The 26,086-nt window shown below is 70.0% G+C and carries 26 protein-coding genes; 18 read left to right on the top strand and 8 right to left on the bottom strand.

Features of this window, described 5'->3' with window-relative positions; translation table 11 throughout:
* Positions 1-119: 119 nt before the first annotated feature.
* Positions 120-872, bottom strand: a complete 753-nt coding sequence (locus tag QHF83_RS48585) for a hypothetical protein (RefSeq protein ID WP_282424983.1) — start codon at positions 870-872, stop codon at positions 120-122.
* Between the two features lie 184 nt (positions 873-1,056).
* On the opposite strand from QHF83_RS48585, the gene QHF83_RS48580 reads away from it, so the two are divergent.
* On the top strand, positions 1,057-2,217 hold the full coding sequence (locus QHF83_RS48580) for a Stp1/IreP family PP2C-type Ser/Thr phosphatase (protein ID WP_282424982.1): 1,161 nt from the start codon (positions 1,057-1,059) through the stop codon (positions 2,215-2,217).
* Positions 2,217-3,359 (top strand): S8 family serine peptidase, encoded by a 1,143-nt coding sequence (locus QHF83_RS48575; protein WP_282424981.1) that lies wholly within the window; start codon positions 2,217-2,219, stop codon positions 3,357-3,359. Before QHF83_RS48580 ends, QHF83_RS48575 begins: the two co-directional genes overlap by 1 nt.
* Positions 3,360-3,362: 3 nt before the next feature.
* On the opposite strand, the gene QHF83_RS48570 is transcribed toward QHF83_RS48575, so the two are convergent.
* On the bottom strand, positions 3,363-4,568 hold the full coding sequence (locus QHF83_RS48570) for a M48 family metalloprotease (protein WP_282424980.1): 1,206 nt from the start codon (positions 4,566-4,568) through the stop codon (positions 3,363-3,365).
* A 382-nt stretch (positions 4,569-4,950) separates the two neighbouring features.
* Between QHF83_RS48570 and QHF83_RS48565 the strand changes: the two genes are divergently transcribed.
* The gene (locus QHF83_RS48565) at positions 4,951-5,322 is read left to right on the top strand and encodes a hypothetical protein (RefSeq protein ID WP_282424979.1); all 372 of its coding nucleotides are present in this window, start codon (positions 4,951-4,953) and stop codon (positions 5,320-5,322) included.
* A 367-nt stretch (positions 5,323-5,689) separates the two neighbouring features.
* Positions 5,690-6,355, top strand: a complete 666-nt coding sequence (locus QHF83_RS48560) for a hypothetical protein (RefSeq protein ID WP_282424978.1) — start codon at positions 5,690-5,692, stop codon at positions 6,353-6,355.
* A 70-nt stretch (positions 6,356-6,425) separates the two neighbouring features.
* Here the strand turns inward: QHF83_RS48560 and QHF83_RS48555 are convergent, their stop codons facing one another.
* Positions 6,426-7,373, bottom strand: a complete 948-nt coding sequence (locus tag QHF83_RS48555; RefSeq protein WP_282424977.1) for a M15 family metallopeptidase — start codon at positions 7,371-7,373, stop codon at positions 6,426-6,428.
* A gap of 260 nt (positions 7,374-7,633) precedes the next feature.
* Here QHF83_RS48555 and QHF83_RS48550 point away from each other — a divergent pair, with 260 nt between their 5' ends.
* On the top strand, positions 7,634-8,290 hold the full coding sequence (locus tag QHF83_RS48550) for a phosphoribosylanthranilate isomerase (RefSeq protein WP_282424976.1): 657 nt from the start codon (positions 7,634-7,636) through the stop codon (positions 8,288-8,290).
* A gap of 7 nt (positions 8,291-8,297) precedes the next feature.
* Here QHF83_RS48550 and QHF83_RS48545 read toward each other — a convergent pair whose 3' ends face one another.
* The gene (locus QHF83_RS48545; protein ID WP_282424975.1) at positions 8,298-9,836 is read right to left on the bottom strand and encodes a hypothetical protein; all 1,539 of its coding nucleotides are present in this window, start codon (positions 9,834-9,836) and stop codon (positions 8,298-8,300) included.
* A 10-nt stretch (positions 9,837-9,846) separates the two neighbouring features.
* Positions 9,847-10,545 carry a glutathione S-transferase N-terminal domain-containing protein gene (locus QHF83_RS48540; RefSeq protein ID WP_282424974.1) on the bottom strand — a complete coding sequence of 233 codons (699 nt, stop codon included), beginning with the start codon at positions 10,543-10,545 and terminating at the stop codon, positions 9,847-9,849.
* A 75-nt stretch (positions 10,546-10,620) separates the two neighbouring features.
* On the opposite strand from QHF83_RS48540, the gene QHF83_RS48535 reads away from it, so the two are divergent.
* Positions 10,621-12,861 carry a prolyl oligopeptidase family serine peptidase gene (locus QHF83_RS48535; RefSeq protein ID WP_282424973.1) on the top strand — a complete coding sequence of 747 codons (2,241 nt, stop codon included), beginning with the start codon at positions 10,621-10,623 and terminating at the stop codon, positions 12,859-12,861.
* Between the two features lie 106 nt (positions 12,862-12,967).
* Here QHF83_RS48535 and QHF83_RS48530 read toward each other — a convergent pair whose 3' ends face one another.
* Positions 12,968-13,843, bottom strand: a complete 876-nt coding sequence (locus QHF83_RS48530; protein ID WP_282424972.1) for a hypothetical protein — start codon at positions 13,841-13,843, stop codon at positions 12,968-12,970.
* Positions 13,844-13,912: 69 nt separating this feature from the next.
* Here QHF83_RS48530 and QHF83_RS48525 point away from each other — a divergent pair, with 69 nt between their 5' ends.
* Positions 13,913-14,662, top strand: a complete 750-nt coding sequence (locus QHF83_RS48525) for a hypothetical protein (RefSeq protein WP_282424971.1) — start codon at positions 13,913-13,915, stop codon at positions 14,660-14,662.
* A 292-nt stretch (positions 14,663-14,954) separates the two neighbouring features.
* Positions 14,955-15,314: a hypothetical protein gene (locus QHF83_RS48520; protein ID WP_282424970.1), complete on the top strand. Its 360-nt coding sequence runs from the start codon at positions 14,955-14,957 to the stop codon at positions 15,312-15,314.
* Between the two features lie 361 nt (positions 15,315-15,675).
* Here QHF83_RS48520 and QHF83_RS48515 read toward each other — a convergent pair whose 3' ends face one another.
* Positions 15,676-17,076: a serine/threonine-protein kinase gene (locus tag QHF83_RS48515; RefSeq protein WP_282424969.1), complete on the bottom strand. Its 1,401-nt coding sequence runs from the start codon at positions 17,074-17,076 to the stop codon at positions 15,676-15,678.
* Between the two features lie 241 nt (positions 17,077-17,317).
* On the opposite strand from QHF83_RS48515, the gene QHF83_RS48510 reads away from it, so the two are divergent.
* From QHF83_RS48510 to QHF83_RS48500, 3 genes are read left to right on the top strand one after another with little or no spacing between them, the layout of a single operon-like run.
* A complete protein-coding gene (locus QHF83_RS48510; RefSeq protein WP_282424968.1) occupies positions 17,318-17,521 on the top strand; it encodes a hypothetical protein in 204 nt (67 codons plus the stop codon).
* Between the two features lie 20 nt (positions 17,522-17,541).
* Positions 17,542-18,621 carry a hypothetical protein gene (locus QHF83_RS48505; protein ID WP_282424967.1) on the top strand — a complete coding sequence of 360 codons (1,080 nt, stop codon included), beginning with the start codon at positions 17,542-17,544 and terminating at the stop codon, positions 18,619-18,621.
* Between the two features lie 5 nt (positions 18,622-18,626).
* Complete coding sequence (locus tag QHF83_RS48500; RefSeq protein WP_282424966.1) at positions 18,627-19,022, top strand: hypothetical protein; 396 nt, start codon at positions 18,627-18,629, stop codon at positions 19,020-19,022.
* On the opposite strand, the gene QHF83_RS48495 is transcribed toward QHF83_RS48500, so the two are convergent.
* Positions 18,928-19,710, bottom strand: coding sequence for a prolipoprotein diacylglyceryl transferase family protein (locus tag QHF83_RS48495; RefSeq protein WP_282424965.1), 783 nt, complete (start codon positions 19,708-19,710; stop codon positions 18,928-18,930). The genes QHF83_RS48500 and QHF83_RS48495 overlap by 95 nt on opposite strands.
* Positions 19,711-19,734: 24 nt before the next feature.
* On the opposite strand from QHF83_RS48495, the gene QHF83_RS48490 reads away from it, so the two are divergent.
* The 7 genes from QHF83_RS48490 to QHF83_RS48460 form a co-directional block, all read left to right on the top strand.
* Positions 19,735-20,469, top strand: coding sequence for a CPBP family intramembrane glutamic endopeptidase (locus QHF83_RS48490; RefSeq protein ID WP_282424964.1), 735 nt, complete (start codon positions 19,735-19,737; stop codon positions 20,467-20,469).
* Positions 20,470-20,482: 13 nt separating this feature from the next.
* Positions 20,483-21,886 (top strand): serine/threonine-protein kinase, encoded by a 1,404-nt coding sequence (locus QHF83_RS48485; RefSeq protein ID WP_282424963.1) that lies wholly within the window; start codon positions 20,483-20,485, stop codon positions 21,884-21,886.
* Positions 21,887-21,898: 12 nt separating this feature from the next.
* Positions 21,899-23,173, top strand: a complete 1,275-nt coding sequence (locus QHF83_RS48480; protein WP_282424962.1) for a putative metal-binding motif-containing protein — start codon at positions 21,899-21,901, stop codon at positions 23,171-23,173.
* Positions 23,170-23,661, top strand: coding sequence for a hypothetical protein (locus QHF83_RS48475; protein ID WP_282424961.1), 492 nt, complete (start codon positions 23,170-23,172; stop codon positions 23,659-23,661). The genes QHF83_RS48480 and QHF83_RS48475 overlap by 4 nt, the downstream gene beginning before the upstream one ends.
* 82 nt (positions 23,662-23,743) lie before the next feature.
* The gene (gene pdhA, locus QHF83_RS48470; protein WP_282424960.1) at positions 23,744-24,724 is read left to right on the top strand and encodes a pyruvate dehydrogenase (acetyl-transferring) E1 component subunit alpha; all 981 of its coding nucleotides are present in this window, start codon (positions 23,744-23,746) and stop codon (positions 24,722-24,724) included.
* Positions 24,721-25,707, top strand: a complete 987-nt coding sequence (locus QHF83_RS48465) for a pyruvate dehydrogenase complex E1 component subunit beta (RefSeq protein WP_282424959.1) — start codon at positions 24,721-24,723, stop codon at positions 25,705-25,707. The genes pdhA and QHF83_RS48465 overlap by 4 nt, the downstream gene beginning before the upstream one ends.
* Positions 25,708-25,713: 6 nt before the next feature.
* Positions 25,714-26,086, top strand: a 373-nt coding sequence (locus tag QHF83_RS48460; protein WP_348980534.1) for a biotin/lipoyl-containing protein, incomplete at its 3' end; no start/stop codon positions are given.

The following is a 26,086-nucleotide window of genomic DNA, read 5'->3' as shown; positions in this document are numbered from 1 at the left end:
GTCCGAGAAACCGCGCATCGCGCGGTTTCTCGGCCCTCGGTCCAGGCCGTGCCTGGTCCGGGGTGCAGGGGGCGGACAGCCCCCTGCTGGGGTGCGGGGCAACGCCCCGCTCCGCGCTCTCAGAACGCTGCGGCGACCGTGGACCGCGCGCGCACCTTCCCGCTGCGGAGCGGGTCGAACGTGATGCGTAGACCCACCTGGAAAAACCCGTACACGCTCGGCGACGTCCCTGGATCGGGACGCAGACGGTAGGAACCGACCGTCCCTTCCAGGAACGGCCCGAAGCCGAAGACGGGGTGCGGGTAGAACGTCCCGCCGAGCGTGAGCCGCGCGAAATCGATGCCCTGGGAACGGCCGATGCCGAAGGCCGGGGCCGTCCCGGTCTCGGGTGCTTCCACGAGTGAGGTGCGGAAGCCTACGCCGTAACTCGCCCAGGGATCGAAGGCGATGCCCTGGGCGAGGTGGTAGACGAGACGCATCCCCACGCCGATCGTGTTCCCTGAGCATGCGGCGCAGGTCTCGCCGCCCCCGAGGAGGCCGTAGTTCCCTTCGAGTTCGAAGGACACGTGCCGGCTCAGGCCGAATCCGAGCCCGACCGAGACGCCGGGCCCCCCGGAGACGAGGTCTCCTGCTGTCACGCCCGAGGCGATACTGCCGAGGGGCACCACGTAGCCGCCCCCCACGGACAGCAGGAAGGCCCCTTTGCGCCAGTCGGGCGCGTAGGCCCTCGGGGTTCCGGCGCCCGGCTCCGGCGGCTCCTCGACCTCGGCGGCGTCTTCCTGGGCCGGATCGGACGTCTGCGCGAGGGCGGGCAAGGGGGCCGCGACGAGCGCGGCGGCGACGAACGCGCGAAGGGAGCGGGGGAGCGTCACGGCAGGGCTCTAGAACGACCACGGCCCGCGCGCAAAGCGCAAAGCGCACGGCCCTCGGGAACCTTGTTCGACCGCCGCGTATGAGCGCGCCCACGACGGAGGGGCGACCGGGGGGCCACCGAGCGGCAGATCGTACGAGGAACTAGCCGAGGACCTGGGAGCGACCGCTATAATCGCGTGTCGCATGTCCAAGACCCAGCCGCGCCACACCCTTCGCCTCGTGGCCGCGGGCATGACCGACGTAGGCCGCCAGCGCAGGCACAACGAAGACAACGTGCTCGTGGCGCAGAGCCTCGACCTCTTCGTGGTGGCCGACGGCATGGGCGGACATTCCACGGGGCACGTCGCGAGCGCCCTCACGGCGACGTCGATGCAGAACTTCTTCGAGGCGACGGTGCAAGGGGAACTCCCCTCGCCTCCGCCGAACGACGAGAGCGATCTGCCGCGCCCTGCCGAGCGCCTCGCGCAGGCCGTGCGCAAGGCCAACCGCGACGTCTACGAGATCTCGTCGACGCACAAAGAGCATCGCGGCATGGGCTCGACGATCGTCGCGATCCACTACGACGGCGACGAGAGCTTGCACATCGCGCACGTCGGCGACAGCCGCTGCTACCGCATCCGGGGCGCCGTGATCGAACAGCTCACGCGTGATCACTCGCTCATCAACGACGCGCTCGCGCTCAAGCCCGACCTCACCGAAGACGAACTCGCGCGCTTGCCGAAGAACGTGATCACGCGCGCGCTCGGCATGAAGGACGCGGTCAAGGTCGACGTGCAGACCGTGAAGATCGAACCGGGAGACACCTTCCTCCTCTGCTCGGATGGTCTGAGTGGTATGATCTCCAACGAACAGATCCTCGAGGTCTTCGACCTGACGGGGGATCTGTCGGAGGCGTGCGAGCTCCTCATCGCGATGGCGAACGAGGCTGGCGGCGTCGACAACATCTCGGCGCTGCTCGTTCGTGCCGACGACGCGACGCTGCCTTCGGAGGCGCATATCTCCGCGATGGAGGATGCGCCCGAGCTCGCCGTGGAAGAGGTCGCCGCGTCGATCCCGTTCTCGCAGCGGTACCACGACATCCAGGACATGGAGCGCGTGCGCTCGTATCGCCCGCCTCCCGGCGATCCCATCGAAGAGATGGTCGTCGGGGCCGAGCTCGACGGACTCCGCGAGGTGATGACACCGGACGACCTCGCCATGCTCGCGGCCGGCGGCGACGTCGAGATGGATGGCCCGCGCTCGATCGACGAGATCCGCGTGGCGCGCTGCAAGCGTTGCGATCACGAGCTCTACGTCGGCAACGCCTTCTGCACCGAGTGCGGCACGAGGATCGAAAGCGACTGATGCCGGGGGGCGGCCCTTCGAGCCCACGCACGCGCGTCCTGCCGATCGCGGAGCGCCTCGACGCCGACACGCGGTACGCCGGACGCGGCGTCACCATCGCGTTCCTCGACTCGGGCTTTTACGCGCACCCCGATCTTACGACGCCGTACAATCGCATCGCCGCCTACCACGACCTCTTCGCGCCGCGCGCGGGGCTCGAGGCGCTCGAGCGCTCGGACGTCTCGTCGTGGCACGGCATGATGACGAGCGTCGTCGCGGCGGGGAACGGCGCGCTCTCGGCGGGGCAGTTCCGCGGCCTCGCCTGGGAAGCGAACGTCGTGCTCGTGAAGGTCGGCTCCGCGCACCGCATCGTGCACGACGACATCCGGCGTGGCCTCGACTGGGTCCTCGAGAACCGTGAGCGCTACGGCATCCGCGTCCTCAACATCTCGTGCGGCGGCGACTACGAAGAGTCGTTCCTCACCGATCCGCTCTCGCGCGCGGCCGACGAGGCCTCGCGGCAAGGCATCGTCGTCGTCGCGGCGGCTGGCAACGCGGGGCACCTCGCCGATCATCAGGTGCTCCCGCCTGCCAGCGCGCCGAGCGTGATCGCGGTGGGTGGGCTCGACGACGGCGGCGCGGGGCAGCAGTCGCAGCACTACCACTCGTCGTACGGCCTCACCATCGACGGCCTGCAGAAGCCCGAGATCATCGCGCCGGCGATCTGGGTCGCGGCGCCGATCCTCCCCGGCACGCCCACCGCGGCCGAGGCGCGCCTGCTCGAGCGGCTCGACGATGCTCCGGACGACAAGCTCTTCGATCTGCTCGCCGCGCACGCCGGCTCCGACGCCGATCTCGACGCGATCGCGGGCCGCCGCGAGCCGTACCTCGTGCGCCAGGTCGTCGCGGCGAAGCGGCGTGATCGCAAGGTCCTCTCGGGCCACTACAAGCACGTCGACGGCACGAGCTTCGCGGCGCCGATCGTGGCGAGCGTGGTCGCGCAGATGCTCGAAGCGAACCCGGCGCTGCGTCCGCACCAGGTGCGGCGCATCCTCATGACGACGGCGCGCGGCACGCCGGGGATCGCGCTCGAACGGCAGGGCTGGGGTGTCGTAGAGCCGCGCGCAGCCGTGGAAGCCGCGCGCGGCCTGAGCGCGGGCTAGGTCTTACTGACCGAAGAGACCGCCGAACGGGTTCGGCGCGCCGCCGGTCATGCGCCACGAGTTTGCGGTCTGCTGCACGATCGGCAGGCGCACCATCGGATGCGGGTGCGTGCGTTCGAAGTTGAAGACGATCGTCGCCGGCGTGAGCTGATCGAGGTTCGCGAAGAAGTTCAGGGTCAGCACCGCGCCGCCCTCGGTGAGCCGGTAGCCGCCGTTGCGACGCGCGCCGGCGGAGAGCACGTTGTTCGTCCCGGCCACGTCGGCGGCGATCTCGTTCGGCTGGTTGAACGCGGGCAGCGTGCGCGAGAGCAGCCTGCCGAGATCGGCGGGGTTCACGCCGCGGCTGCCGCCCTGGTTCGCCGTGCAGCCGAGATGCCCGAGGTGATGGTGCCCGAGCTCGTGCCCGAGCACGAAGCCCACCTGTTCGTCGAAGAGCTGGTGCTGGCGCTGGATCTTGCGCCCGTCGATCTGCTGCATCGGATCCACGAAGCCCACGGGCGGCTTCACCATCGCGCCCTTCTGCGCGAGCAGCCGGAGGTACTCGTCGAGCTTGCGCGTCCCGAAGACCTCGTCGTTCGCCTTGAACTGCGCGATGTACGCCTCGATCTCGAGCAGGCCGTCCGTGATGGCCATGAGCGGCAGGCCCTGATCGTCACACGCGGCGAACGCGTTCACCTCGCCGGGCGTCGGGTCGGCGACGAACGGGATGTCGCGCACGATGGACTGCTTGTTCGCGGGCAGCGCGGCGATGAGCTCGCCCATCACCACGCCGGCCTGGCTGCGCAGGAAGTTGATGTCGACGTTGTTGATCGGATCGTTCAGCGGCGTCGTCGGGAACCCGCCGGTCGTCGGCGTCCCCGTCGTCGGCGTCCCCGTCGTCGGCGTCCCCGTCGTCGGGAACGGCCAGGGAAAACCGGGGAATGGGCTCGTGGGCTGCGGCGCGGGCTGCGGCGGGGTCGTCTGCTGCGGCTGCTGCGGATAGCCTTGCTGCGGGTAGCCCTGCTGCGGATAACCTTGCTGGGGATAGCCCTGCTGCGGGTACCCCTGCTGCGGGTAGCCTTGCTGCGGATACCCTTGCTGCGGCGGGGGCTGCGTCTGGGCGTAGGTCGGCCGGGACTCACGCTGGCAACCAGCGACGAGGGCCGAGGACAGAGCGACCGCCGAGGCGCAGAGCGTCAGAAACGGAAGAGGGCCGCGGGGTCGCGACACGAACGAAGGCATACGCACGAGCATAATCCATGGACGGACATCGAGCCAAACGAGCCAGAAGAGGCACGTTTGCGACTGCTCGAAGGGCGCCCGGGGGTTCCGCTGACCACGATGCGCCCGCGCCCGGGGTCGAGAGCCCCCGCGAGCGGCGCAGGGCGTAGGGTGCGCTCGTGGCCCCGGGCGAGCCTGGCCGCCCGGACGCATGCCGATCGGGCCGACGCGGCGCATTTTCCTTCCCCCCTACGACCACGCCCTCATCGAGCGAGATCCGCAACGCATATCTGCCTCCTCCATTATCTCCGTGTCGCCCCCCTGCCGGACTTCACTCCTTCGCATTCGCCTCGCGCGCCGATGTCGAATGCCAGCACGATGCGGGGGTGGAATGTCGCGCTCCCTCGACAATCTCGACCCTTCTTTCGAGACCACGCGCGCTCTGCAATCGTGTCTACCTATTGCAGCACTGTTATCGATGGTCTGCTGCAAGCTGACCTGGAATGGTAATACCGTCACCCTGCCCGCCGCGCACGCCTACAGCGAAAATGGCCGATTCGTCCTCGTTCGTCTTCATGTGAGGGGCTATGTGCACGTGCGCGCGCCGAACGTCACGATTCGCCGTTCCGTGATCGAAGCCATCAGCATCCCGGAAGCTCCCGATAGCGCGGCGCTCTCCGGCGTGGACGTCGGCCGCCGGCTCGTCAGGGGCAACGGTCGCTCACGCACGCGGCACGCAGACCTGGGGCACGCGCTCGCTTAACCAGGCGAAATTCGGGCTGTACTGATCGAGCCATCCGTCGGGAGGCGGGCAATCCGTCGGCCATCGTCAGGGCCGAACGGCATCATTCCTGGACGGTCCTGCGCCGTTCATCGCGCAATGCTCCGACCGCGGCATGGAGCCTCCTGCAAATCGACTCCTCCCTCGCGCCGGCCCTCTCCATTGCCTTGCTCATATCCCACCTCCAGCTACACTGGTGCCATGGGTCCTCACCGAGGCGTCGCCCGTAGGCGTCCGCGGTCGAGGATGGAACCGCGACGCGGCGGACGGTGCCGGCACCGAGGGTGAAGGTGTGCGCTCGTCGGACGGCGCCGTCCGCCGTGAAGCAGGGATTGGGGGGAGGTCCATCATGACGAAGCGATGGGACGTAGTGGGGTTGGTCTTCGGCGCCTTGCTGGTGATGGGGGTCGGCTGCGGCGCGGACGATCCGGCCGACGAGGGCGAGGTCCGAAGCACGGCCGACGAGGTGGGCGAGGCCTGGGGGACGCCCTTTGTGGGCGACCCATTCACGCCTCGGGCGGGGTGCCGGGGGTTCCATTGCGCCTCCGAGCTCCCGGTGGGGCGCTGCAGCTACGGCAGGGACTGCGCGGTCTCGTGCGTGTTTCCCGCCGGCGGCTGCGAGCCGGGGAATGACGCGTTGTGCCTGGGATATTGCCTGGCGGACGCCCAATGCATCCCCGACCCGACCTGCGGGGGCGGGCAGCGTTGTCTCGAATGTGGGGGGTCGGCGTACGGCGCGGGTTGCATCGAGGTCTGCCCGCCGCTCGCGCCTCCGCCGCCTCCGCCGCCTCCGCCTCCGGTGCAGCAGCCTCCGGTGCAGCAGCCTCCGGTGCAGCAGCCTCCGGTGCAGCAGCCTCCGGTGCAGGGGCCTGTGCAGCAGGAGCCTCTGCCGCCGCCGCCTCCGCCAAAGGGCGATTGTCCCCTCGACAATCCCCCGCCGCCGCCTCCGGCCCTGCCTCCGGCCCCGCCTCCGCCGCCGCCCCCGGCTCCGCCGCAGACGCAGCTCCCTTACTGAGCCATTGCAATGAAAAAGGGCGCGGGGACCGTCCCCGCGCCCTTTTCATCCTTTCTCGCCGCCCCGCGAATCAGTGCGCGTGGTCCGTGCAGGCCTCGTGCTCGAGCTCGCCTTGCGCCTCGACCGCGTCGATCGGCAGCGGCACGAAGAACTCCGGATCGCTCGGGTCACGCGTGAATGCCTCGTCCACGCCCTCGATCTCGCCGTTCTGATCGTCGTACATGATCGCCGAGCCGCACGTCGCGCCCTTCGCGAAGCCGGCCGCGGGCGACTTCTTCATGCGCGCCTCCGTCTGCGGGCCCCACGCGCCGTCGACCGAGATCGTATCGCCCGGGTTGTTGCGGTTCCACAGCCGCTGGAATGCCTTCACGTCGAGCCCCTTGTAGCTCACCGCGCCCGAGCCCGCGTAATCGAAATGCACCGCGTCGCTCGACCCGAGCCACTTGAAGCCCTTGTTCGTCAGAATGGTCTTCCACGTGCTGTACTGGCTCACGTCGAGCGCGAGGCCCGTCTCGTGATTGCTGCTACCGGGCTTCGCGGCGAGGCTGATGCTGCACCGGCCATTCTGGTACCAGTTGTACAGCATGTATTGCTGCGCCACGGTCCGGAGCGCCGAGTTGATCGTCATCGATTTGCCGGGATTGTCCTTGAGCGCTGCCACGAGCCTGTCGGCCGCGGGCTTCTCCAGGTATGCGAAGACCGCGCTGCCGAACGTCACGTTCGAGGTCTTCGTGATCGGCACGTACGCGTCGGCGTTCAGGCACCGCGCCTCGGCGATGATCTGGAGCGAGAGCCCCTTCACGCTCGACGTCGAGCAGCTCGACGCGGCGGCCTGCGCGACGGTGCTGCCGGCCACGGCCTCGTCGACGGTATCGGTCGGCTCGGGGGATTCCACCCCTTCGGGCTCTCCGGCGAGCTCCTCGGGAGGCGCCTCGGCCATACAGCCCGCGAACACGGGCGTGGCGACGAGGGCAGCGGCGAAGGCGAGAACACGGAATTGGGTCGGGCGAGCGTCCATGCCGGCCTCTACAGCACGCCGCGTGCCGCGCGCGCCCGAGGCCTTTTGTCGTCCAATCGTCTCGAATTGCCTTCCCAATGGGGTGGATCGTCGATGCCCCAGGTGGAAAAAGGATCCACGCGCGGCCCCTCGTCGCGATGCCGACGCAATCGCGCGCGCATGGGCGCGGTTCGAAAAAAACTTCACACCGGCGGAGCTTCCGCGTAGAGGTGAGCCGGCGGGCAAGGAAGGCCCGCAATCTCGCGATGCGCCCCCTGCCCATGTCCTTCCCGCGCGTAAAAATCTGCTGCATCGCCTCCGAGGAAGAGGCCTGGATGGCCATTCGCGCGGGCGCCTCCGCCCTCGGCCTCGTCGGCCCCGTCCCGAGCGGGCCGGGCGCGATCACCGAGGAGCAGATCACGGCCATCGCGACGCGCGTCCCGCCCGGCGTGGCCACGTTCCTCCTCACGAGCCACCAGGACGCCTCTGCCATCATCGAGCAGCAGAGGCGCTGCCGCACGAGCGTCGTGCAGATCCTCGATCGGCTGCTGTCGGGCACGTACGAGGAGCTGCGCGCCGCGATGCCCGGCATCGGCATCGTGCAGGTCGTGCACGTGATGGGCGAAGAGGCAATCGAGGAGGCGGTGAGCCTCGAAGGCAAGGTCGACGCGGTGCTGCTCGACTCGGGCAACCCGAACCTGCCCGTGAAGGAGCTCGGCGGGACGGGGCGCACGCACGACTGGCAGATCAGCGCGCGGCTCCGCGAACGCGTGCGGCTGCCGGTCTACCTCGCGGGCGGGCTCCGCTCGGACAACCTCGCGACCGCGCTCCGCACCGTGCGGCCCTTCGGCGTCGATCTCTGCAACGGCGTGCGCACGGACGGCAACCTCGACCCCGCCAAGCTCGAAGACTTCTTCGCGGCCCTCCCCACGCGCTGAAGCGCGCCTACTCGTCCGCGCCCGGATTCTTGATCCGCCGCACGAGCCCGCGCACCGTGTTCATGCCGAGCAGGCGCGTGAACAGGACAAACCCGACGACGGCCGACAGCACGGTCAGCCACAACGGGACGTGGAAGACGAGCTTGGCCCATGTCACCCACGCGTTCGGCCCGACGAGGTCCTGCCACGCGAAATCGAACGAGGGCAACGTCTCGCGCTCGAAGATCCCGATCACGAGCCCCACCGGCGTGAGGACGAGGGTCAAGAACGCGAGCACCTGGTTCAAGAGGTCGGCGCGTTTGTCCGAGAGGTACTCGTCGATCTCGGTGATCTCGCCCTTCACCTCCTCGAAGAGCCCGCCGATGTCGAGCGCGCTGCGCAGGCCGCAGTAGAAGCGGTCGTGCCGCTCCTCCGAGCTGATGTGGCCGAAGCTGAACTTCGCCGTGTACTGCAGGAGCGCCAGGCGCAGGCGACCGAAGATGCGGCCGTCGGGGCGGTTCGACATGCTCGCGCACGCCGAGGAGAGCTCCAGCAAGAAGAGGCGCTCGTGCTCGATGAGCACCCACTTGTAGAGGTAGCGCTCGAGCATCGTGGACTCGAACTGCGAGAGCAGGCCCTTCGCGTCGAGGGGCCAGATCATCCAGGTCACGCCGACGGGCGAGAACACGCAAAGCTCGCGCGCCGAGGGCTCCCACATCGCCGGATGTCCCTCGATGCGGCAGTCGGCCGCGGACGGGTCGATCGGCTGATCGCTGCCGTGCGCGAGCCGCAGGCGATGCCGCGCCGCCGCGTCGGGCAAGCCGTCCGTGTAAAGCACGTTCACGCTCATCGGGTTCGGCCAGCTCCCGATCGGCGCGTCGAGCATCACCTCGGGGATGAAGACCTTGAGCCAGTGCCGGATCGTCGTGTCGTCGAGCTGCGCCTCCTCGCCCATCGCGACGAGCGGATGCGCCTTCATCTCGCCGTCCTTGCCCGCCTTTTTGCGCGGCATGCTCTCCGGCAGGAGGTGCGTCATGCCGCGACGCACCACGGCCGCGTAGAGGTCCTGGAACGCGGTCAACGTGAACGCCGTCGGCTTGATGCCGACCACGACGAACACGTACCCCGTCTCGATCACGAAGAGCCGCGGCGGCGTGGTGATCTTGCAGGGCATCCCGCCGTTCTTGTCCTTGCGGTGCTCCTTCGACGCGGGCGTGTTGTCGGGTTTGTCTGCGTCGGGTTTGTCGGATTTGCCCGCCTCGGCCTCGGGCTTCGCCTTCTTCGGCGCGCGCTCGAAGATCCACGTCGCGCGTGGATCGAAGAGGTTCGCGAGCTTGCCCGTGGGCTCGTAGGCGCGCAGGAGCCGCCCGTCGCGCACGTGGATGTTGAGGTGCGGCAAGAGCGCCGGATCGTCGATCTTCTTCGGCTTGAAGTCGCCGCGCGCGAGGAGCTTCTTCTCGTAGTCCTCGAGATCGAACGTGCCCACGAGCCCGTCCGGGTGGCGGTACGAGACCACGAGGTACAGCGTCGACTTCGGCCCGATCGCGGGCTCCGTCGCGCGCGGCATCGAAGACTCGTCAGGGGATTTCGTACGTCCTCCGCAAGTACTCCGCGATGTCCGCGGACTCGAACATGTCCACGCCCGTGTTCGGGTCATGGAGGAAGGGCACCTGCATCTTGCCGCTCCGCGCGATGAACGCCTGCCGGCTCGGGCTCGCTTTCGCCACGTTGTGCAGCCGGTACGGGATCTCCAGGGTGGAGAGGACTTCCCGCGTGATGCGGCAGAACGGCGAGGCCTCGAAGCTCCAGAGCTCGAGCGGTTTTTCGGGCGCGCGCGAGGGCCGCGCGAACGCGCCGAACCCCGGGCGGAAGGCCGACGCCAGCATCGCCGTGGCGTTCGTCAGCGGCCCGAGGCGGAGCGAGATCGGCACCTCGCCGTCGCCGTAGACGCGGAAGAGATAGGCCACGATGTCGTTCGACTCGTACATCGCGACGCCCGTGTTCGGGTCGACGAGGAACGGGAACTGGAGCTTGCCACCGCGCTCCTTCACGACCGTGCGGAAGCGGCTCCCGCCGCGCGGGCACGGGTAGATCATCGCCTCGAGGTCGAGGATGGTGAGGGCCTCGCGCACCTTGCGGCAGAACGGGCAGCCCTCGAACTCGTAGAGCTCGAGCAGCTTGTCGGGACGCTCGCCGAGGTGTCCGGAACGTAAGCCCCCGGCGAGGCGCGCCAGGGTGGCTGCGAGCGAGGTCGCGACGTCGAGGGTTCGATTCATGGTCCTCCTGGTTACGTGATCCCGGGGCAGAATTGAAGTGCCGAGGGCGCGCGCGCGGGTAAAGCTGCGGGCGCCGTGCGCTCCGTTCATCGCCCGAAGACCCTCTTCTTCCTGCCCTCGTTGCTCGTATCCATGGCCTGCTCTCGAACCCCCCCTCCGCCCGCCGCTCCGCACCCGAATCACCCCTCTGGCCTCCTCGCCCCCACGGCGAGCGCCGTCGCCGCGCCCGCGCCCGCTCGCCGCGAGCCGCCCGTGCCCACGCGGCGCGAGGACGTCGTCGAGACGCTGCACGGCAAGGAGATCCACGATCCCTACCGCTGGCTCGAAGACGGCGAGAGCGACGAGGTGAAGACCTGGCAAGCCGCGCAGAACGAGCGCACGGCGAAGGCCCTCTCGTCGCTGCCGGGCCGGGCCGCGCTCACGCACCGCATCGAGTCGCTCCTCCGGATCGGGTCCGTCGGCACGCCCGCGGTCTATGCCTCGAAGAAAGGCAAAGGCCGGTATTTCTACACGCGCCAGGCGCCGTCCGAGGATCAGCCGGTGCTCCACGTGCGCGACGGCGTGGACGGCGCGGATCGCAAGCTCGTGGATCCGAACACGCTCGGCAAGGACGGGCTCGTCTCGCTCGATTTCTGGGTGCCCTCGCGGGACGGCAAGAAGCTCGCCTACGGGCTCTCCTCGGGCGGCGACGAGCAAAGCACGCTCTACGTGATGGACGTGGAGACCGGGAAGAACCTGCCCGAGACCGAGGTGATCCCGCGCGCGCGCTACGCCTCCGTCGCGTGGCTGCCCGACGGGAAATCATTCTATTACACGCGCTTCCCGCGGAAGGGCGACGTGCCCGCGGGCGAGGAGCATTATCACCGCAAGGTCTACCTGCACGAGATCGGTCGGCCCTGGGAGAAGGATCCGCTCGTCTTCGGCGAGGGCCGCGCGATGACGGACTCGCCGAGCGTCACGATCTCGCCGAATGGCCGCTGGCTCGTCGCGACCGTGCACATGGGCTGGAGCCGGATCGAAGCGCACCTCTACGATCGCAAAGCCGGGCCGAAAGCCACGTTCGTGCCGCTCGCGGTGCCGAAGGAAAACGCGATCTACGACGTCGACGTGTACGACGACGCCCTGCTCGTGCGGACCAACGACGGCGCGCCGACGTACGAGCTCTATCGCGTCGACCCGCAGAAGCCCGCGCGCGAACACTGGAAGAAGATCCTTCCAGCGACGAAGGACGTGCTCCAGGCGGTGACCTCGATCGGCGGGCAGATCTTCGCGACGTACATCGTCGACGCGCACTCGGTGGTGAAGCGCTTCTCGGCCGCGGGCGAGCCCAAGGGCGAGATCACGCTGCCCACGATCGGCACGACGGGCGGCGTGAGCGGCGAGTGGGACGGGCACGAGGCGTTCGTCGGGTTCACCTCGTTCGCCGTGCCGAGCACGGTCCTGCGCTTCGATCTCGCGACGGAGAAGGTCAACACGTGGGCCGAGATCAAGCCGCCCGTGGACGCGTCCGAGTTCGTCGTGACGCAGGAAAAAGCGCGCTCGAAGGACGGGACGATGGTGCCGTACTTCCTCGTGCACAAAAAAGGCGTGGCGCGGGACGGCAAGGCGCCGACGGTGCTGACGGGGTATGGCGGATTCAACATCGCGCAGATGCCGGCGTTCGCGGGCTCGCGGTACGTGATGCTGGAGCAGGGCGGCGTGGTGGCGGTGGCGAACCTGCGCGGCGGCGGCGAATACGGCGAGGCATGGCACCGCGCCGGGATGCTCGCGTCGAAGCAGAACGTGTTCGACGATCTGTATGCGGTCGCCGAGGAGCTCATCGCGGACCGGGTGACGTCCTCGGAGCGGCTCGCGGTGATGGGCGGCTCGAACGGGGGATTGCTGGTCGGCGCGGCGATCACGCAGCGGCCGGAGCTCTTCCGCGCGGCGGTGTGCGCGGTGCCGCTGCTCGACATGATCCGCTACCACAAGTTCCTGATCGCGAAGCTCTGGATCCCCGAATACGGCTCGGCCGAGGATCCGACGCAATTCGAGTGGCTGCGCGCGTATTCGCCTTATCACAACGTCAAGCCCGGGACGCCCTACCCCGCCGTGCTCTTCGCGACGGCCGAGGGCGACAGCCGCGTGGATCCGCTGCACGCGCGCAAGATGGCGGCGCTGCTCCAGGCGGAGGCGGGCGGGGACAAGCCCATTCTGCTGCGCGTCGAAGGGAAAGCCGGGCACGGCGCGGGCAAGCCGATCTCGAAGAAGATCGAGGAGGCGACGGACGTGTATTCGTTCCTCTTCTGGCAGCTCGGGGTGACGCCTCTCGGCTGACCTGCACCTACATCTCGGCACAACGTAACATCACCCGCGGGCGTAGTCGGCGAGGCCCGGAGCAGGTCCGATCAGGGCGGGGGGGCTCGCCGGCGAGGGGGCGAGCTCAATGCGGCACGTTCGTCGTCGGCCCGACGTCGTGCGCGAAGAAGAGCCGCTCATCGCCGTACTTCGAGGCGACGAACGTGCTGTCGAGCCAGAGCTCGCCCATCGGCTGCGCCGGCTGGTCGAGCTTCGCCGCGACGTGCAGATCGAACAGCTTGATCCCGGCGGGCACGCGGGCGAGCGAGAGCCGGAAGTCCGAGGTATCCGGGCAGGCGCGTTTCGCCTCTGCCGTCGGGTGAAACTCGATGCGGTCGGGCACGAGGGGGTTTTCCGCCCTCGCGCCGTCCGTATGCATGCCCGCGAGGTGGTGGAGCGGCAGGTACACGCTGTAGAGCCGCGTGCCGCCGAGCGAATTCGCGGCCTTCTGGAACGCGCCCTGCACGAGCTTCGTATCGAACTCCTTCGCCGGCACGGTGGAATTGCAATAGACGCTGGAGAAGCAGCGCAGGTCGCCTTTCTCGCGGTAGTCGTTCGGCAGCCCGAGGAAGTTCAGCGACGGCTTGCCGGTCACGAAGAATTTCAGCGCGATCGAGGGCGCGAAGCTGCCGCCGCCCTTCGCATCCGAGAAGCGCAGCAGCGCGGGGCCGCCCTTCGCGAGGACGCCGGTGTAGGGGTGCTCCGCCGTGATCTTCATGGTCACGCGGGCGCACGTGCCATACGTGTGCACGAGCTTCGGACGATCCGGGGGCAGCTCGTCACCGGAGAGCTCGAACGAGCCGCGGTTGAACGCGGTGCTGAAGAGCTTTCGCCGCCCCCAGGGACCCGGGACGCGCGTCGGAAGCGCGCCCTCCGGATAGGGATCGGAGCTCACGCGGGCCCAGAGCGCTTCGAGCTTCTCCTCGGCGCGGAGAAGCGAATAACCATCGGGCAGGGACATGAGCGGCGAGACTATCGTAGGCCCGTCTCGCTTGCCATTTCCTTCGGCGTCGTGCTTCCTTCCTCCCCGATGACGCGGATCTCGATGTGCTCGCTTTCGTTGCTCTTCGCGCTCGTCGCCGTCGGTTGCGAGAACAAGCAAGACAGCCAGGCGAAGGAGCCCGCCCAGGATGCCCCCGAGGCGAAGGCGTCCACCACCAAACCCCCGGAAAAGAAGGGCGCGCGCCCCGTGAAGGAGTACCCGGCAGCGGAGTCTTTCGCGCTGAAGCCACTCGCCGTGGGGCAGTGGATCCGGCTCGCCGTGGAGCCGAAGGGCGCGCCGCCGTCGCAGGTCTTCGTGCGGATCGTGGGCCAGGAAGGCGAGGCGTTCTGGTACGAGATCGAGCTGAACACGCCGACCGGCACGTCGGTCTCCCAGTTTCTGGTGGAGAACGCGGCAAGCAAAGGTTTCGACAAGAACGCGATCCGCAAGATGCGCACGAAGGCCGACGACGGCCCCGTGCAAGAGCAGGCCGAGCCGCGGGAAGCGATCCTGAAAGCCGCCGAGGGTGTGCTCGAATTCGTCACGATCCCGAGCCCGCCGCCGGACTTCACGAAGGTCGAGCGGAAGGAGGCGAAGGTAGCGGCCGGCCTGTTCCAGGGCTGCTTCGTGTACGAGGCCGAGCACGAGGAAGGCGGCGTGAAGGTGAAGGAGACGGTTTTCCGTCACCCCGCCGTGCCCCTCACCGGGTTCGTCCGTTCCGAGGGCACGCGGGGCCGCGCCGCCGTGGCGAAGGAGCTGCTCGAGGTGCACGAGTCCGGCGCAAGAAGCGCACTCTGACCTGTAAGGTGCGGAGGGCCCACGCGTTGTCCCGCCGAGGCCGAGCCGCTGAGCCGGATCCTGCGCGCCGAACGTCCACCGTGGAGACCGCATGAATCGCAAGCCCCGCCGCGCCACACGGATTGTCGCTCTCGCCCTGGCCTCGCTCGCCGCCCCCATGATCGCCCTCGGCTGCGGCGGGAGCATGCCCTCCCCAGGCGCAACCGGAGCCCCACCCGAAGACCCAGCCGCCGCACTCGATCAAGCCGAGCGCGAGGTGCACTCCGCACTCGGCCTGTACCCAGCGCGCCCCATGCAAGCGATGGCGCAGCAGGCAACAACCGGGACGCAGCCGCAGCAACCCCCCTTCGCCGCGCCGCCGCCCCCCGCGCCCCCCCTCGCGCCCACAGCCACCGCGCCCGCGCCCATCGAGAGGAAGGCCGAGACCGAAGCGAAGCGCGCCGAAGACCAATCGCCCAGCGCAGACGAAGCCACGCCCGTGTCCGACGATCCATGCATGACCGCATGCCGCGCCCTGCAGTCGATGGGCCGCGCCGCCACCCACCTCTGCGACCTCGCCGGCGAGGACGACGCACGATGCGCAACCGCAAAGGATCGCGTGCGCAAGGCCGAAGACCTCGTGCGCCAGAGGTGCCCCGCCTGCGCAGGTTGAGCGCGGTGGCTCGATGGTTTGAGGCGCAACGGTTTTTTCTTGGGGGCGCCGCGCCGGGGCTCTGCCCCGGTCCCCGCGGGGGCTGTCCGCCCCTCGACCCGGACCAGGGCAAGCCCTGGACTCGGGGTGGAAGAACTGCGCTCCGCGCAGTTCTTCCAACGGGCCCGTTGGAAGACCAGGGACCACGTTGCCGGTCGAAATGCAGCGCGGCTGTCTTGGTCGGTAGGGGTCGTTCCTCGGCCTGTTCGATGAACTGCGCATCGCGCAGTTCATCGACCCCGGGTCCAGCGCTTGCGCTGGTCCGGGTCCAGGGGCGGATAGCCCCTGGTGGGGCCTGGGGCAACGCCCCAGCGCAACGGCCTCACCGCGCCATCATCACCGCTGCGAACGCCGCGAGCGTCACGAGTACGAGCCCTGCGACGGCGTAGACGATCCGGCGGTTCGTCGGCGCCGCCTCTGCGAGCGCGGCGTCTTGCGAAAAACCTTCCGGCTCGGCGATGGGCTGCTCGTCTGAGCCTTCCTCGGACTTCTTGCGGAGGTACTCGTCCCAGAGCACGACGGGCATCGCGCCTGACGGCGACGCGGCTGCTTTCTCGGCTGCTGCGGCGAGCCCGGCTGGGAGTGCGTCGGTGTGCGTCAGGTCCGAGCTGTCTGGCGGCGCCGAGTCACGCCCGAAGATGGGCAGGCCGTGTGCGCCGGACGGAGGCATGCTGATCGGCGCTGGGCGCACGGTGTCGCGCATGTCGAGCGGCACTGCGTACTGCGACGTGTCGTCCATCATCGGCGGCGGCGTGAAGTCGGTCGGCGTCACCTCTTCGGTTCTCGAGTCCGGGTCGGTGATGACGGGCAGGGGCGGCGATGCTGGTGCGATCGAGGGCGGCTTGGCCTTCGTTGCGGCTGCGGGTGGCAGACCGGGCCGGTCGTCGCCGAGCAGCGGCGTCAGGGCCTCGAGCAGCTCGTCGGCGGATGCGAATCGCTTCTCGACGTCGCGCTGCAGACAGCGGTCGACGACTGCGGCGATGCGCGGGTCTGCGTCGGGCATGAGGTCCGACAAACCGCGGATTCGGCCGGAGAGCACCTCGGCTGCGGCGCCGTAGGGGGTGAGCCCCTGGAAGACGCGGCGGCCGCTCAGCATCTCGGCGAGCACCACGCCCACGGACCAGAGATCGGTGCGGTGATCGACCGTCTTCAGCCCGCGCACTTGCTCGGGGCTCATGTACGCGGGCGAGCCCATCGTCTTGCCGGTGGCCGTGAAGTCTGCGCCTTGCTGCAGCGTCTTGCTCACGCCGAAGTCGAGGATCTTGAGCACGGGGGCCTCGGCGCCGGGCTCCTCGTGGAGGAAGAGGTTCGAGGGCTTGAGGTCGCGGTGCATCACACGCGCCGCGTGCGCGGCCTTGAGACCACGCGCGGTCTCGGCGGCGATGCGCAGCGCGACGACGGGCGTGATCTTGCGCTCGCGCTGCAGCTTCTCGCCCACCGTCTCGCCGCTCAGCATCTCCATCACCAGGAACGGATCGCCCGCGTCGGTTTGTCCGACGTCGTAGATCTCGACCACGTTCCGGTGGACGATGCGGCCGCAGGCGCGCGCCTCGCGGAGCAGCCGCAGGCGCGCGTCCTCGGAGGCGTCGAGACCGCGGAGCAGCTTCAGCGCGACTTCACGCTCGGTCAGCTCGTTGATTGCAGCCCATACGACGCCCATCCCCCCCTCCCCGAGGGGGCGCACGAGGCGGTATTTTCCACCGATCCTGGTGCCGGCTTTCATGAACGGTCGGGTCTCGCCGGGAAGGTTACGCTCACCGCCCGCGCGAGCCTAGAACAACCGCCCCGATCACCGGTTCGTCCACACCCCCGGCCCTGCTCCCGCGCGAAAGAGGGCGAATTTGCGCGTGTTTCTTGCCGCTTCCGCGCGGGACGGGGCTCCGAGGTCAGAAATCGTCTATAAGCAGAGAGGGTGCAGCCTGGGCCGGCGCACCCGTTCTTGGCTTGGCCCGTCGAGGGGATTCATGAAGGCTTCTCTCTTGCAGTGGGGGTCGCGCCTCAGCTTCTTCGCGCTCGTGGGCGCGGGGTTCGGCGCTCGTGACATGTGCCTGGGCAACGACGGACCGCCCCCGGATCCGCCTCCGCCGCAGCCCGCCGACGCCGGCGAGGACGGGGCGATGAGCCGGCGGCCCGCGCTCCCCACCCCGGGCGACGTGCGCCCGATCTGAGGACACGGCAAGGGCGTCCCATGGAAGGGGAAGGGCGATTTCACAGGCTGGTCGGTTCGGTCGCCGCGATCCCGGCGCCGCCGCTCGACGCCCCGCTCGCGGGCCTCGATCACCTCCGCCGCCTCGGCCTGCGCCTGCTCGGCCCCTTCCTCTCGCGCTCGCTCCTCATCGATCGCGAGCGCCGCGTCGCCGTCCTCGGCTCGACGCTCATCATCACCGCGTTTTTCCTCGCTTCGTCGTGGCCCGTCGTGATGCTCGTGGTGGGGCCGCTCGTCTGGGGCATCCCGCACGTGCTCGCGGACGTGCGGTACCTCGTGGCGCGCCCGGGCCTGCATCGGCGGCCGCTCGTGCTCGCGGCGATCGGCGTGGGCATCCTCGCCGCGGGCCTCGGCTTCGGGGTGCGCGGGGGCCTCGTCGGCGCGGCGCTCGCGCTCTGCGTGGCGCGGACCTCGTGGTCACGAAGGCTCATCGGGCTCTCCGTGGTGGGCGCGCTGTTCCTCCTGGCGCAGCGCGCCGGGTGGCTCGCCGACCTCGCGTTCGCGCACCTGCACAACCTCGTCGCGGTCGTGATCTGGTGGGCCTGGCGGCCACGGAAGACGCGCCTGCACCTCGTGCCGATCGCGCTCTTCGCGGCGGGCACGGCGGCGCTCTTGCTCGGCGCGGCAGAGCCGCTCCTCGCGTGGAGCGGGGGCGCGGAGGCGCCCTGGACGGGGCTCGGGATGCGGTATCTCTCGTGGACGTTGAGCCCCACGCCCACCGGACCGCTCGCGGTGCGGATCGTCGTGCTCTACGCGTTCGCGCAGGCGACGCACTACATCGTCTGGCTCCGGCTCATGCCGGAGGACGATCGGCCGAGCAAGACGCCGCGCTCCTACCGGCAGAGCTTCCGGGCGCTCGCGGGGGACATCGGCGGGTGGATCCTGTGGCTCTCGGCCATCGGCGCGCTCGCGCTCATCGTCTGGGCGTTCTTCGGTCCGGGCGCCGCGCGCGACGGTTACCTGCGGCTCGCGTTCTTCCACGGCCACCTCGAGCTCGCCGCGGGCGCGCTGCTCTGGGCCGAGGGCCGCCGCGCCTGGTCGCCGCCCGAGGCCTCCGCCTGACGGGCATGCAGGCCGGCGAGGCGATCGCCCGGTACGGCGTGGCGTTCGTCCTGACGCAGGCGATCGAGGTCCCGATCTACCGGCGCGCCCTCGGCGTGCGCCCGCTCGTCGCGTTTGGCGCGAGCGCTATCACGCACCCGATCGTGTGGTTCGTCATGCCGAGCCTGTGGAGGTCGCTGTACGTGGCGGCGATCCACGCCGATCCGCGGTTCGTGCTGGGGGAGCTCGGGTACTACCTCGGGTACGGGGTCCTCGCGGAGGGGTTCGCCGTGGCGGTGGAGGCGGGCTACTTCTGGAAGGCGGGGATCACGGCGCGGAGGGCGTTCGGGTGGGCGATCGCGGCGAACGCGGTGAGCTCGCTGCTCGGTCAAGCGCTGCGGGCGGCGACGGGGTGGCCTTGAGCAGGAGCAGGACGATCCCGACCGGGATCATCACGCCGAGGCAAACCCCCTGCGCGGCCGTGAGCCCGTGCCACCGCGGCTCCGAGAAGCGACCGTCCTCCGCGCGCAAGAAATCCAGCCCGAAGCGAAGGGCCCCGTAAGCGACCGCGAGCACGCCGGTCACCACGCCCGGGCGTGACGCGCGGCGCGACGCGGCGACGACGATCCCGACGAGCAGGGGCGTCGCCATCCACTCGAGCAAGCCGAGGTCGAAGCGCGCGCCGCCCGGGTACCGCACGGCGAGAAAGGACGACGAGAGCCGGCCCGGATGATCATGCGCGAAGGCGCAGGCCGCGCGCGCGAAGATCCATCCGAAGGGAAACGCGTACGTGGCCGCGTCGGCCGCGGCGAGCACGGGCATCCCGAGCGCCCGCGCGAACCCCACGAGGCCCACGATCGCGCCGAGGCAACCGCCCGCCGACGAGAGCGTCCCGCCTCCGCCCACGAGCTTCCCCACGCCGTACGCGCCGCCGATCGCCGTCGCCACGGTGCCGATCGCCAGCGCCTCGATCGCACCCTTCGAACCGAGCTCGAGGGCGCGCGCGCGCTGCACGAGGACGAGGTGGTTCACGATCACGGAGAGCGTGAGCAAGAGGCCGAACGCGTGGAGGCCGAACGGCAAGGCGGGAAACTCGAACCAGGGGATCACACGAGGCTGCTACGATGCCACGGCATGCGCGAAGAAGGCACGAGCTCGCGAGCACCATCCATCCCGCGCGCGACGCTCGTCTTCGCCGTCGCCTGCGCGCTCCTCGCGCTCCTCCGGTTCGAGGGCATGGCGATCGGCGGCGTGCTCGTCCGGCCGATCGCGCCGCTCCTCGACCCGCGCGTGCAAAGGCACGCCGGCTGGGTCCTGGCCCACGTGGTGCTGCTGTTCGCCGCGCCGCTCGCCCTCGCCAGGATCGGGGGCATGCCAAGACCCGAGCACCTCGGGCTCGGGATCGGCGACGCGCGGCGCTGGGGGACGATCACGCTCGGGCTCTTGCCCCTCGTGGTGCTCGGCGCCGCGATCCTCGCGGGCGTGCCTGGCGTCGCCGCGCATTACCGAGCGCACACGGCGGGGATCTCCGGGCTCTTCGGGTGGTTCGGGTGGATCTCCATGTGGGGCGCCGCGTTTTTCGCCTGGGAGTTCTTCTTCCGGGGTCTGCTCGTCGTGGGCCTCGCGCGGGATCTGGGTGGACCGGTCGCGATCGTGCTGCACCTCCTGCCGTTCACCCTCGTGCACGTGGGCAAGCCCGCTCTGGAGGTCCTCCTGACCGTCCCGGGAGGCCTCGTGTTCGGCGCTCTCGCCTTCCGGGGTCGCTCGATGCTCGGGCCCTTCCTGCTTCACTGGACCCTCGGCGCGAGCCTCGATCTGTTCGTCGCTCTCGGCGTATCCGCCCTTCCCTCGCTCGCCTCTGGCGGCTAAAACCGTCGAGCGCGTGCCCGAGTCCCAAGCCTCCCAGCCCGATCTCGAGCTGCCCAGGATCATCGGGCGTTACGAGGTCTTACGCCTCGTCGGCGAAGGCGCGATGGGCCGCGTGCTCTGCGCCCACGATCCCGTGCTCGGCCGCGACGTCGCGGTGAAGCTCCTGCGCGGCGATCTCCTGATCCCGCGCGACGTGCGGGAGGGCCTGCTCGCCCGCATGCGCCACGAGGCCCGCGCCGCCGCGCGCGTCACGCACCCGAACCTCGTCACGCTGCACGACATGGGCGAGGACGGGCGCTTCGGGCTCTACCTCGTGTTCGAGTACGTCGAAGGGCCGACGCTCAAGCAACGCCTGAAGGCAGGCGCGATGCCGGCCGGCGAGGCCGCGCGGCTCGCGCGCGAGCTCGGGAGCGCGCTCACGTTCGCCCACGGCGAGGGCATCCTCCACCGCGACATCAAGCCCGAGAACATCATCCTCTCGCGAACCGGCGGGAAGATCGCCGACTTCGGCATCGCCAAGATCCCCGACTCGACGCTCACGCACGCAGGCGGCCTCATGGGCACGCCCGCCTACAGCGCGCCCGAGACGTTCGGCGGGAAGAACTTCTCCCCCGCGAGTGATCAGTTTTCCCTCGCTGCATCGCTCTACGAAGCGATCTGCGGCGAGCGCGCCTTCCCTGGAGACGACGCCGTCGAGGTGGCCGCGCGGATCTCTCGGGATCCGCCGAACCGCTTTGCCGCGCGCCGCGGCCTGCCCCCCGCCGTGGACGACGTCTTCGCCGTGGCGATGGCCAAGGCGCCGCACGATCGCTACGAGAGCTGCGCGGCGTTCGGCGAGGCCCTCGCCGAGGCGCTCGCGCCCGCCGTGGAGACACCCGCGCCCCGCGCCACCGCGCCGAGCGCGCCCGGCCGCGTGACGGCCGCGTCCATCCACCACGAGGCGACGCCCGAGGTCGCAGTGGGGCTGCCGTCCGAGCGCAAGCGCGGACAAGTGCTGCTCGGCATGGCCGTCGTCGCGGTCACGGCCGCGCTGCTCGTACGGCTCGCGCTCCACGACGATGGCGAAGCCGTGGACGGTCGCGCGCTTCCCTCGGCGAGCGCCTCCGCCGACGCCCCCCCGCCCGCCTCCGCCGACAAACCTCGCCCGACCGTGTCCACGCCGCAGCCGCGCACCTCGCGCCCGCGCGTCGAGCCCTCGAGCTCGGCGAGCGAGGATCCTCCGGAGGCCGACGCGGGGCCGGCGCTCGAGGCGGACGCGGGCCTCGACGCGAGCGCGCCGGAGCCTTCCGGATCGGCCGCGCCCTCCGCGCCGCCGACGAGCGCCCCGTCGGCGAGCGCCACGAGCGCGCCCTCCGCCCTTCCCGCTTCCCCGGCGCCGGCCGCTTCGCAGGCCGCACCCGCGCCGGCCAAACCGTAGAGGCCTTCCGCCATGATCATGCGTTCTTTTGCTTTTCCAATCCGAGCCGCCTTACCCGCGGCGCTGCTGCTCTGCATCCCGAGCGCGGCCTTCGCCGCGCCGTCGCTCACCGTGGAGAACACGGGTCAGCCGGCGACGCTCCCGGGCGACATCACGAACGACTTCAACATCCTGACCATCAAGAGCGGCGCCGTGCTGCGCGTGCTCGCCAAGGGCTCGGGGCCCTCGACGGGGCGCCTGCACATCCGCGCCAATCGCATCATCATCGAGTCCGACGGCACGATCGACGCCACGGGCTCGGGCCATCCCGGCAAGGCAGGCCTGCCCGGCGAAGGCATGGGCGGCGGGTATGTGAACGGGAGCAGCGCGGGCGGCGGCGGCGCCTACTTCGGCGGCGGCGGCGACGGGACGACCCAGGCGCCCGGCTGCGGCGGCCCCTTCGGCCTCGGCGGTGCGCCGTACGGCAACCCCTCGATGCTCGACCTCGGCAGCGCGGGCGGCTCGGGCAGCTCGACGCCCGGCATGGGCGCGAGCGGCGGCAACGGCGGCGGCGGTGTCTGGCTGCAAGCCGCGCGCATCGAGATCAACGGGACCATCGAGGCGAACGGCGCGAACGGCAACCTGCTCGCCAACATCGGCGCGGGCGGCGGCGCGGGCGGCCACGTGATCCTCGACGCGTACGTCATCGACTGGCTGCCGAAGGCGAAGATCACGGCGAAGGGCGGCGCCGGCGGGATCGGCACGGTCGGCGTCGGCGGCTCGGGCGGCGGCGGCATCGTGCGCATCCACGCGAGCAGCGTCTCGTCGCCGCCGGTGGGCGTCATCGACGTGAGCGGCGGGCCGCCGCCCGAAGGTTGTTCCACGGGCATGGGGGATCAGGGCACGAACGAGTTCGACGATCAGAACGTCGAGTGCCCCGACTTCGACGGCGACGGCGTGCGCTCGATCCTCTGCGCCGAGACCGACTGCGACGACACGAACGGCACGATCGCGCCAGGCCTGCCCGAGGTCTGCAACGGCGTCGACGACAACTGCAATAGCGAGATCGACGAGGACGCGACGTGCCCGGGGGGCCTCAAATGCCAGGGCGGCAAGTGCGGCTCGGAGGTCTCGCCCGACGCGGGCCCGACGACCGACGGCGGCGCGCCTGCCGCGCCCCAGACGGTCGAGTACCGCGGCGGCTGCTCGCTCGCGCCCGCGGCCCAGGGTGGGTTCGCGCTCGCGGGCCTCGGGCTCGTGGCAGCGCTCGCGGCGCGGCTCGCGCGAAGGGCGAGGAAGGCACGATGAACACCGGGACGAGGCGCATGATGCGCAAGACGACTTGGCTCTTTTTCGCGACGGCCCTCGTGGCCGCCCTGCCCTACGGCTGCGGCTCCGAGGAAGAGGGACCGCTGTTCCCCGGCGCGGGCGGCGAAGGCGGTCAGGGCGGCGCGGGCGGCGAAGGCGGTCAGGGTGGCGCGGGCGGCGAAGGCGGCGCCGGCGGCCAGGGCGGCGCGGGCGGGGGTTCGTCGTGTGAGCCGACCACGGGCATGACCGCGTGCGACGCCTGCGTCTACGGCCAGTGTTGCGCGGCGGCGCTCGCGTGCGAGGAAGGAACGCCATGCGACGCGCTGTGGAACTGCGCGCGCGCGGCGGGCTGCCTCTCCCCTTCCGAGTCGGACTTCGACGGCTGCGCCGTCAAAGCCTGCCCGATGGAGGCGACGACCGAGGCCGTCTCCGCGCTCGAATCCCTTGCAGGCTGCATCCGCACGAGCTGCGGGAAAACGTGCGGATGACGCAGCACGGCGAAAAGCCGGGACTTGACAGAAGCACGCCCGCGGAGGACACGCACACGGGCCGGGAGGCCGCGATCACCTCATGACCACGACGCGCCAACATTCCGACGAGCTCCACCTCGCCCTGTATCGAAAAATGTTCCAGATCCGCCGCTTCGAGGAAGAAGCGGCGCGCGCTTACGCGCAGGGCAAGATCGGTGGCTTTCTCCACCTGTACATCGGCCAGGAGGCGGTGGCCGTCGGCGCCGTCGCATCGCTGCAGCCGACGGACTACGCGATCACCACGTACCGGGACCACGGCCTCGCCCTCGCGCGCGGGATGACTTCACGCGCGGCGATGGCGGAGCTCTTCGGCAAGGTGACGGGTTGCTCGAAGGGCCTCGGAGGCTCGATGCACTTCTTCGACGCCGAGCACAACATGCTCGGCGGCTACGGCATCGTGGGCGGTCACGTCCCGCTCGCCGTCGGCACCGCGTTCGCCTCGAAGTACCGCGAGGATGGCCGCGTCGCGATCGTCTTCCTCGGCGAGGGCGCGGTGAGCATCGGCGACTTCCACGAGGGCATGTCGCTCGCGTCGCTCTGGAAGCTGCCGATCGTGATCGTCGTCGAGAACAACGAGTACGCGATGGGCACGTCGCTCGCGCGTACGCTCTCGGTCGAGGACGTCTCGCTCAAGGCCGTGGGCTACGGCATGGCGCGCGATCGGTTCTTCGCGACCCACGTGCTCGAGGTCCACGACCGCATCGGCGAGGCGATCGAGCGCGCGCGCACGACGAGCGAGCCCACGCTCGTCGAGGTGCGCACGTATCGCTTCCGCGGCCACTCGATGAGCGATCCGGGCAAGTACCGGACGCCCGACGAGCTCGAGGAGCGCAAGCGCAAGGACCCGCTCATGGTCTCGCGCGCGGAGCTCGAAGGGAAAGGCCATCAAGAGGCGCTGCAGAAGATCGAGGCCGAGATCGAGGCCGAGATCGAGGACGCCATTCGTTTCGCCGACGAGAGCCCCGAGCCGGGGCCCGAGCTGCTCGAGGCGACCACCTACAAGGGAGCATTCGCGCGATGACCGTCTTGCGCTACAGGGAGGCGGTTCGCGCCGCCATGATCGAGGAAATGGAGCGCGACGAGCGCGTCTACCTCATCGGCGAAGAGGTCGGCGCGTATCAGGGCGCGTACAAGGTGAGCGAGGGCATGCTCGAGCGCTTCGGCCCGAAGCGCGTGATCGACGCCCCGATCACGGAGAGCGGCTTCACGGGCATCTCGATCGGCGCGGCGATGGTCGGGCTCCGGCCGATCGTCGAGTACATGACGTGGAACTTCTCCGCCGTCGCGTTCGATCAGATCCTGAACAACGCGGCGAAGATCCGGCAGATGTCGGGCGGCCAGCTCCACGTGCCCATCGTGCTGCGCGCGCCGAACGGCTCGGCGCGGCAGGTGGGCTCGCAGCACTCGCACGCGATGGAGCACTTTTACGCGCACGTTCCCGGCTTGAAGGTCCTCGCTCCCGCGACGCCCGCCGACGCGAAGGGCCTGCTCAAGGCGGCGATCCGCGACGAAGATCCGGTGCTCTTCATGGAGAGCGAGACGCTCTACAACGTGAAGGGCGAGGTCCCGGACGATCCGGATTTCATCGTGCCGATGGGCCAAGCGCGCGTCGCGCGCGAGGGCAAGGACGTCTCGATCATCGCGTACGGGCGCCCGGTGCACGTGGCGCTCGAGGCCGCGGCGCTGCTCGAAAAAGAGGGAATCGACGCGGAGGTCGTGGACCTTCGGTCGCTGCGCCCGCTCGACGAGCAAGCGCTCGTGCGGACGGTGCAGAAGACGCACCGCGCGGTGCTCACCTACGAGGGATGGCCGTATGGCGGCGTGGGCGGCGAGATCGTCGACCGCATCCAGCGGCTCGCCTTCGACGAGCTCGACGCGCCGATCCTGCGCGTCACGTTCCGCGACGTACCCATGCCGTACAACGCGAAGCTCGAGCAGTACGTCCTGCCGCAACCCGATCGGATCGCCGACGCGGTCCGCGAGGTGCTGTACCGAAAGGGCTGATCGGTCATGGCCAAGATTCTCGAAATGCCGAAGCTGTCCCCCACGATGGAGGAGGGACAGATCAGCGTCTGGCACAAGAAGGAAGGGGACACGATCGGCGTCGACGATCTGCTCGCCGAGGTCGAGACCGACAAGGCGACGATGGAGTATCGGTCCTTCGACAAGGGCACGATCCTCAAGATCCTGACGCCCGCGGGCAGCGTCGTGCGCCTCGGACAACCCGTGGCGATCATCGGCGCGCCGGGCGAGGACATCGCCGCGCTCGCCGCGAAGGCGGGCGGCGGTGAAGCGCCGGCCCCGGCCCCGGCCCCGGCTCCGAAGGCCGAGGCGGCTCCCGCGCCTGCGCCCGCTCCCGCTCCCGCCCCTGCGGCCGCTCCCG

Source organism: Polyangium sp. 15x6 (genome assembly GCF_029960785.1).
Classification (GTDB): Bacteria; Myxococcota_A; Polyangia; order Polyangiales; family Polyangiaceae; genus Polyangium.
The sequence above is the reverse complement of the archived record's forward strand: the minus strand, read 5'-3'. Positions and strand labels throughout refer to the sequence as shown.

Coding starts and splice junctions, on each gene's coding strand:
- QHF83_RS48580 (WP_282424982.1), top strand. CDS start 1,057: ATGTCCAAGACCCAGCCGCGCCACACCCTTCGCCTCGTGGCCGCGGGC.
- QHF83_RS48575 (WP_282424981.1), top strand. CDS start 2,217: ATGCCGGGGGGCGGCCCTTCGAGCCCACGCACGCGCGTCCTGCCGATC.
- QHF83_RS48565 (WP_282424979.1), top strand. CDS start 4,951: ATGTCGCGCTCCCTCGACAATCTCGACCCTTCTTTCGAGACCACGCGC.
- QHF83_RS48560 (WP_282424978.1), top strand. CDS start 5,690: ATGACGAAGCGATGGGACGTAGTGGGGTTGGTCTTCGGCGCCTTGCTG.
- QHF83_RS48555 (WP_282424977.1), bottom strand. CDS start 7,373: ATGGACGCTCGCCCGACCCAATTCCGTGTTCTCGCCTTCGCCGCTGCC.
- QHF83_RS48550 (WP_282424976.1), top strand. CDS start 7,634: ATGTCCTTCCCGCGCGTAAAAATCTGCTGCATCGCCTCCGAGGAAGAG.
- QHF83_RS48545 (WP_282424975.1), bottom strand. CDS start 9,836: ATGCCGCGCGCGACGGAGCCCGCGATCGGGCCGAAGTCGACGCTGTAC.
- QHF83_RS48540 (WP_282424974.1), bottom strand. CDS start 10,545: ATGAATCGAACCCTCGACGTCGCGACCTCGCTCGCAGCCACCCTGGCG.
- QHF83_RS48530 (WP_282424972.1), bottom strand. CDS start 13,843: ATGTCCCTGCCCGATGGTTATTCGCTTCTCCGCGCCGAGGAGAAGCTC.
- QHF83_RS48525 (WP_282424971.1), top strand. CDS start 13,913: ATGACGCGGATCTCGATGTGCTCGCTTTCGTTGCTCTTCGCGCTCGTC.
- QHF83_RS48520 (WP_282424970.1), top strand. CDS start 14,955: ATGCAAGCGATGGCGCAGCAGGCAACAACCGGGACGCAGCCGCAGCAA.
- QHF83_RS48515 (WP_282424969.1), bottom strand. CDS start 17,076: ATGAAAGCCGGCACCAGGATCGGTGGAAAATACCGCCTCGTGCGCCCC.
- QHF83_RS48510 (WP_282424968.1), top strand. CDS start 17,318: ATGAAGGCTTCTCTCTTGCAGTGGGGGTCGCGCCTCAGCTTCTTCGCG.
- QHF83_RS48505 (WP_282424967.1), top strand. CDS start 17,542: ATGGAAGGGGAAGGGCGATTTCACAGGCTGGTCGGTTCGGTCGCCGCG.
- QHF83_RS48500 (WP_282424966.1), top strand. CDS start 18,627: ATGCAGGCCGGCGAGGCGATCGCCCGGTACGGCGTGGCGTTCGTCCTG.
- QHF83_RS48490 (WP_282424964.1), top strand. CDS start 19,735: ATGCGCGAAGAAGGCACGAGCTCGCGAGCACCATCCATCCCGCGCGCG.
- QHF83_RS48480 (WP_282424962.1), top strand. CDS start 21,899: ATGATCATGCGTTCTTTTGCTTTTCCAATCCGAGCCGCCTTACCCGCG.
- QHF83_RS48475 (WP_282424961.1), top strand. CDS start 23,170: ATGAACACCGGGACGAGGCGCATGATGCGCAAGACGACTTGGCTCTTT.
- pdhA (WP_282424960.1), top strand. CDS start 23,744: ATGACCACGACGCGCCAACATTCCGACGAGCTCCACCTCGCCCTGTAT.
- QHF83_RS48465 (WP_282424959.1), top strand. CDS start 24,721: ATGACCGTCTTGCGCTACAGGGAGGCGGTTCGCGCCGCCATGATCGAG.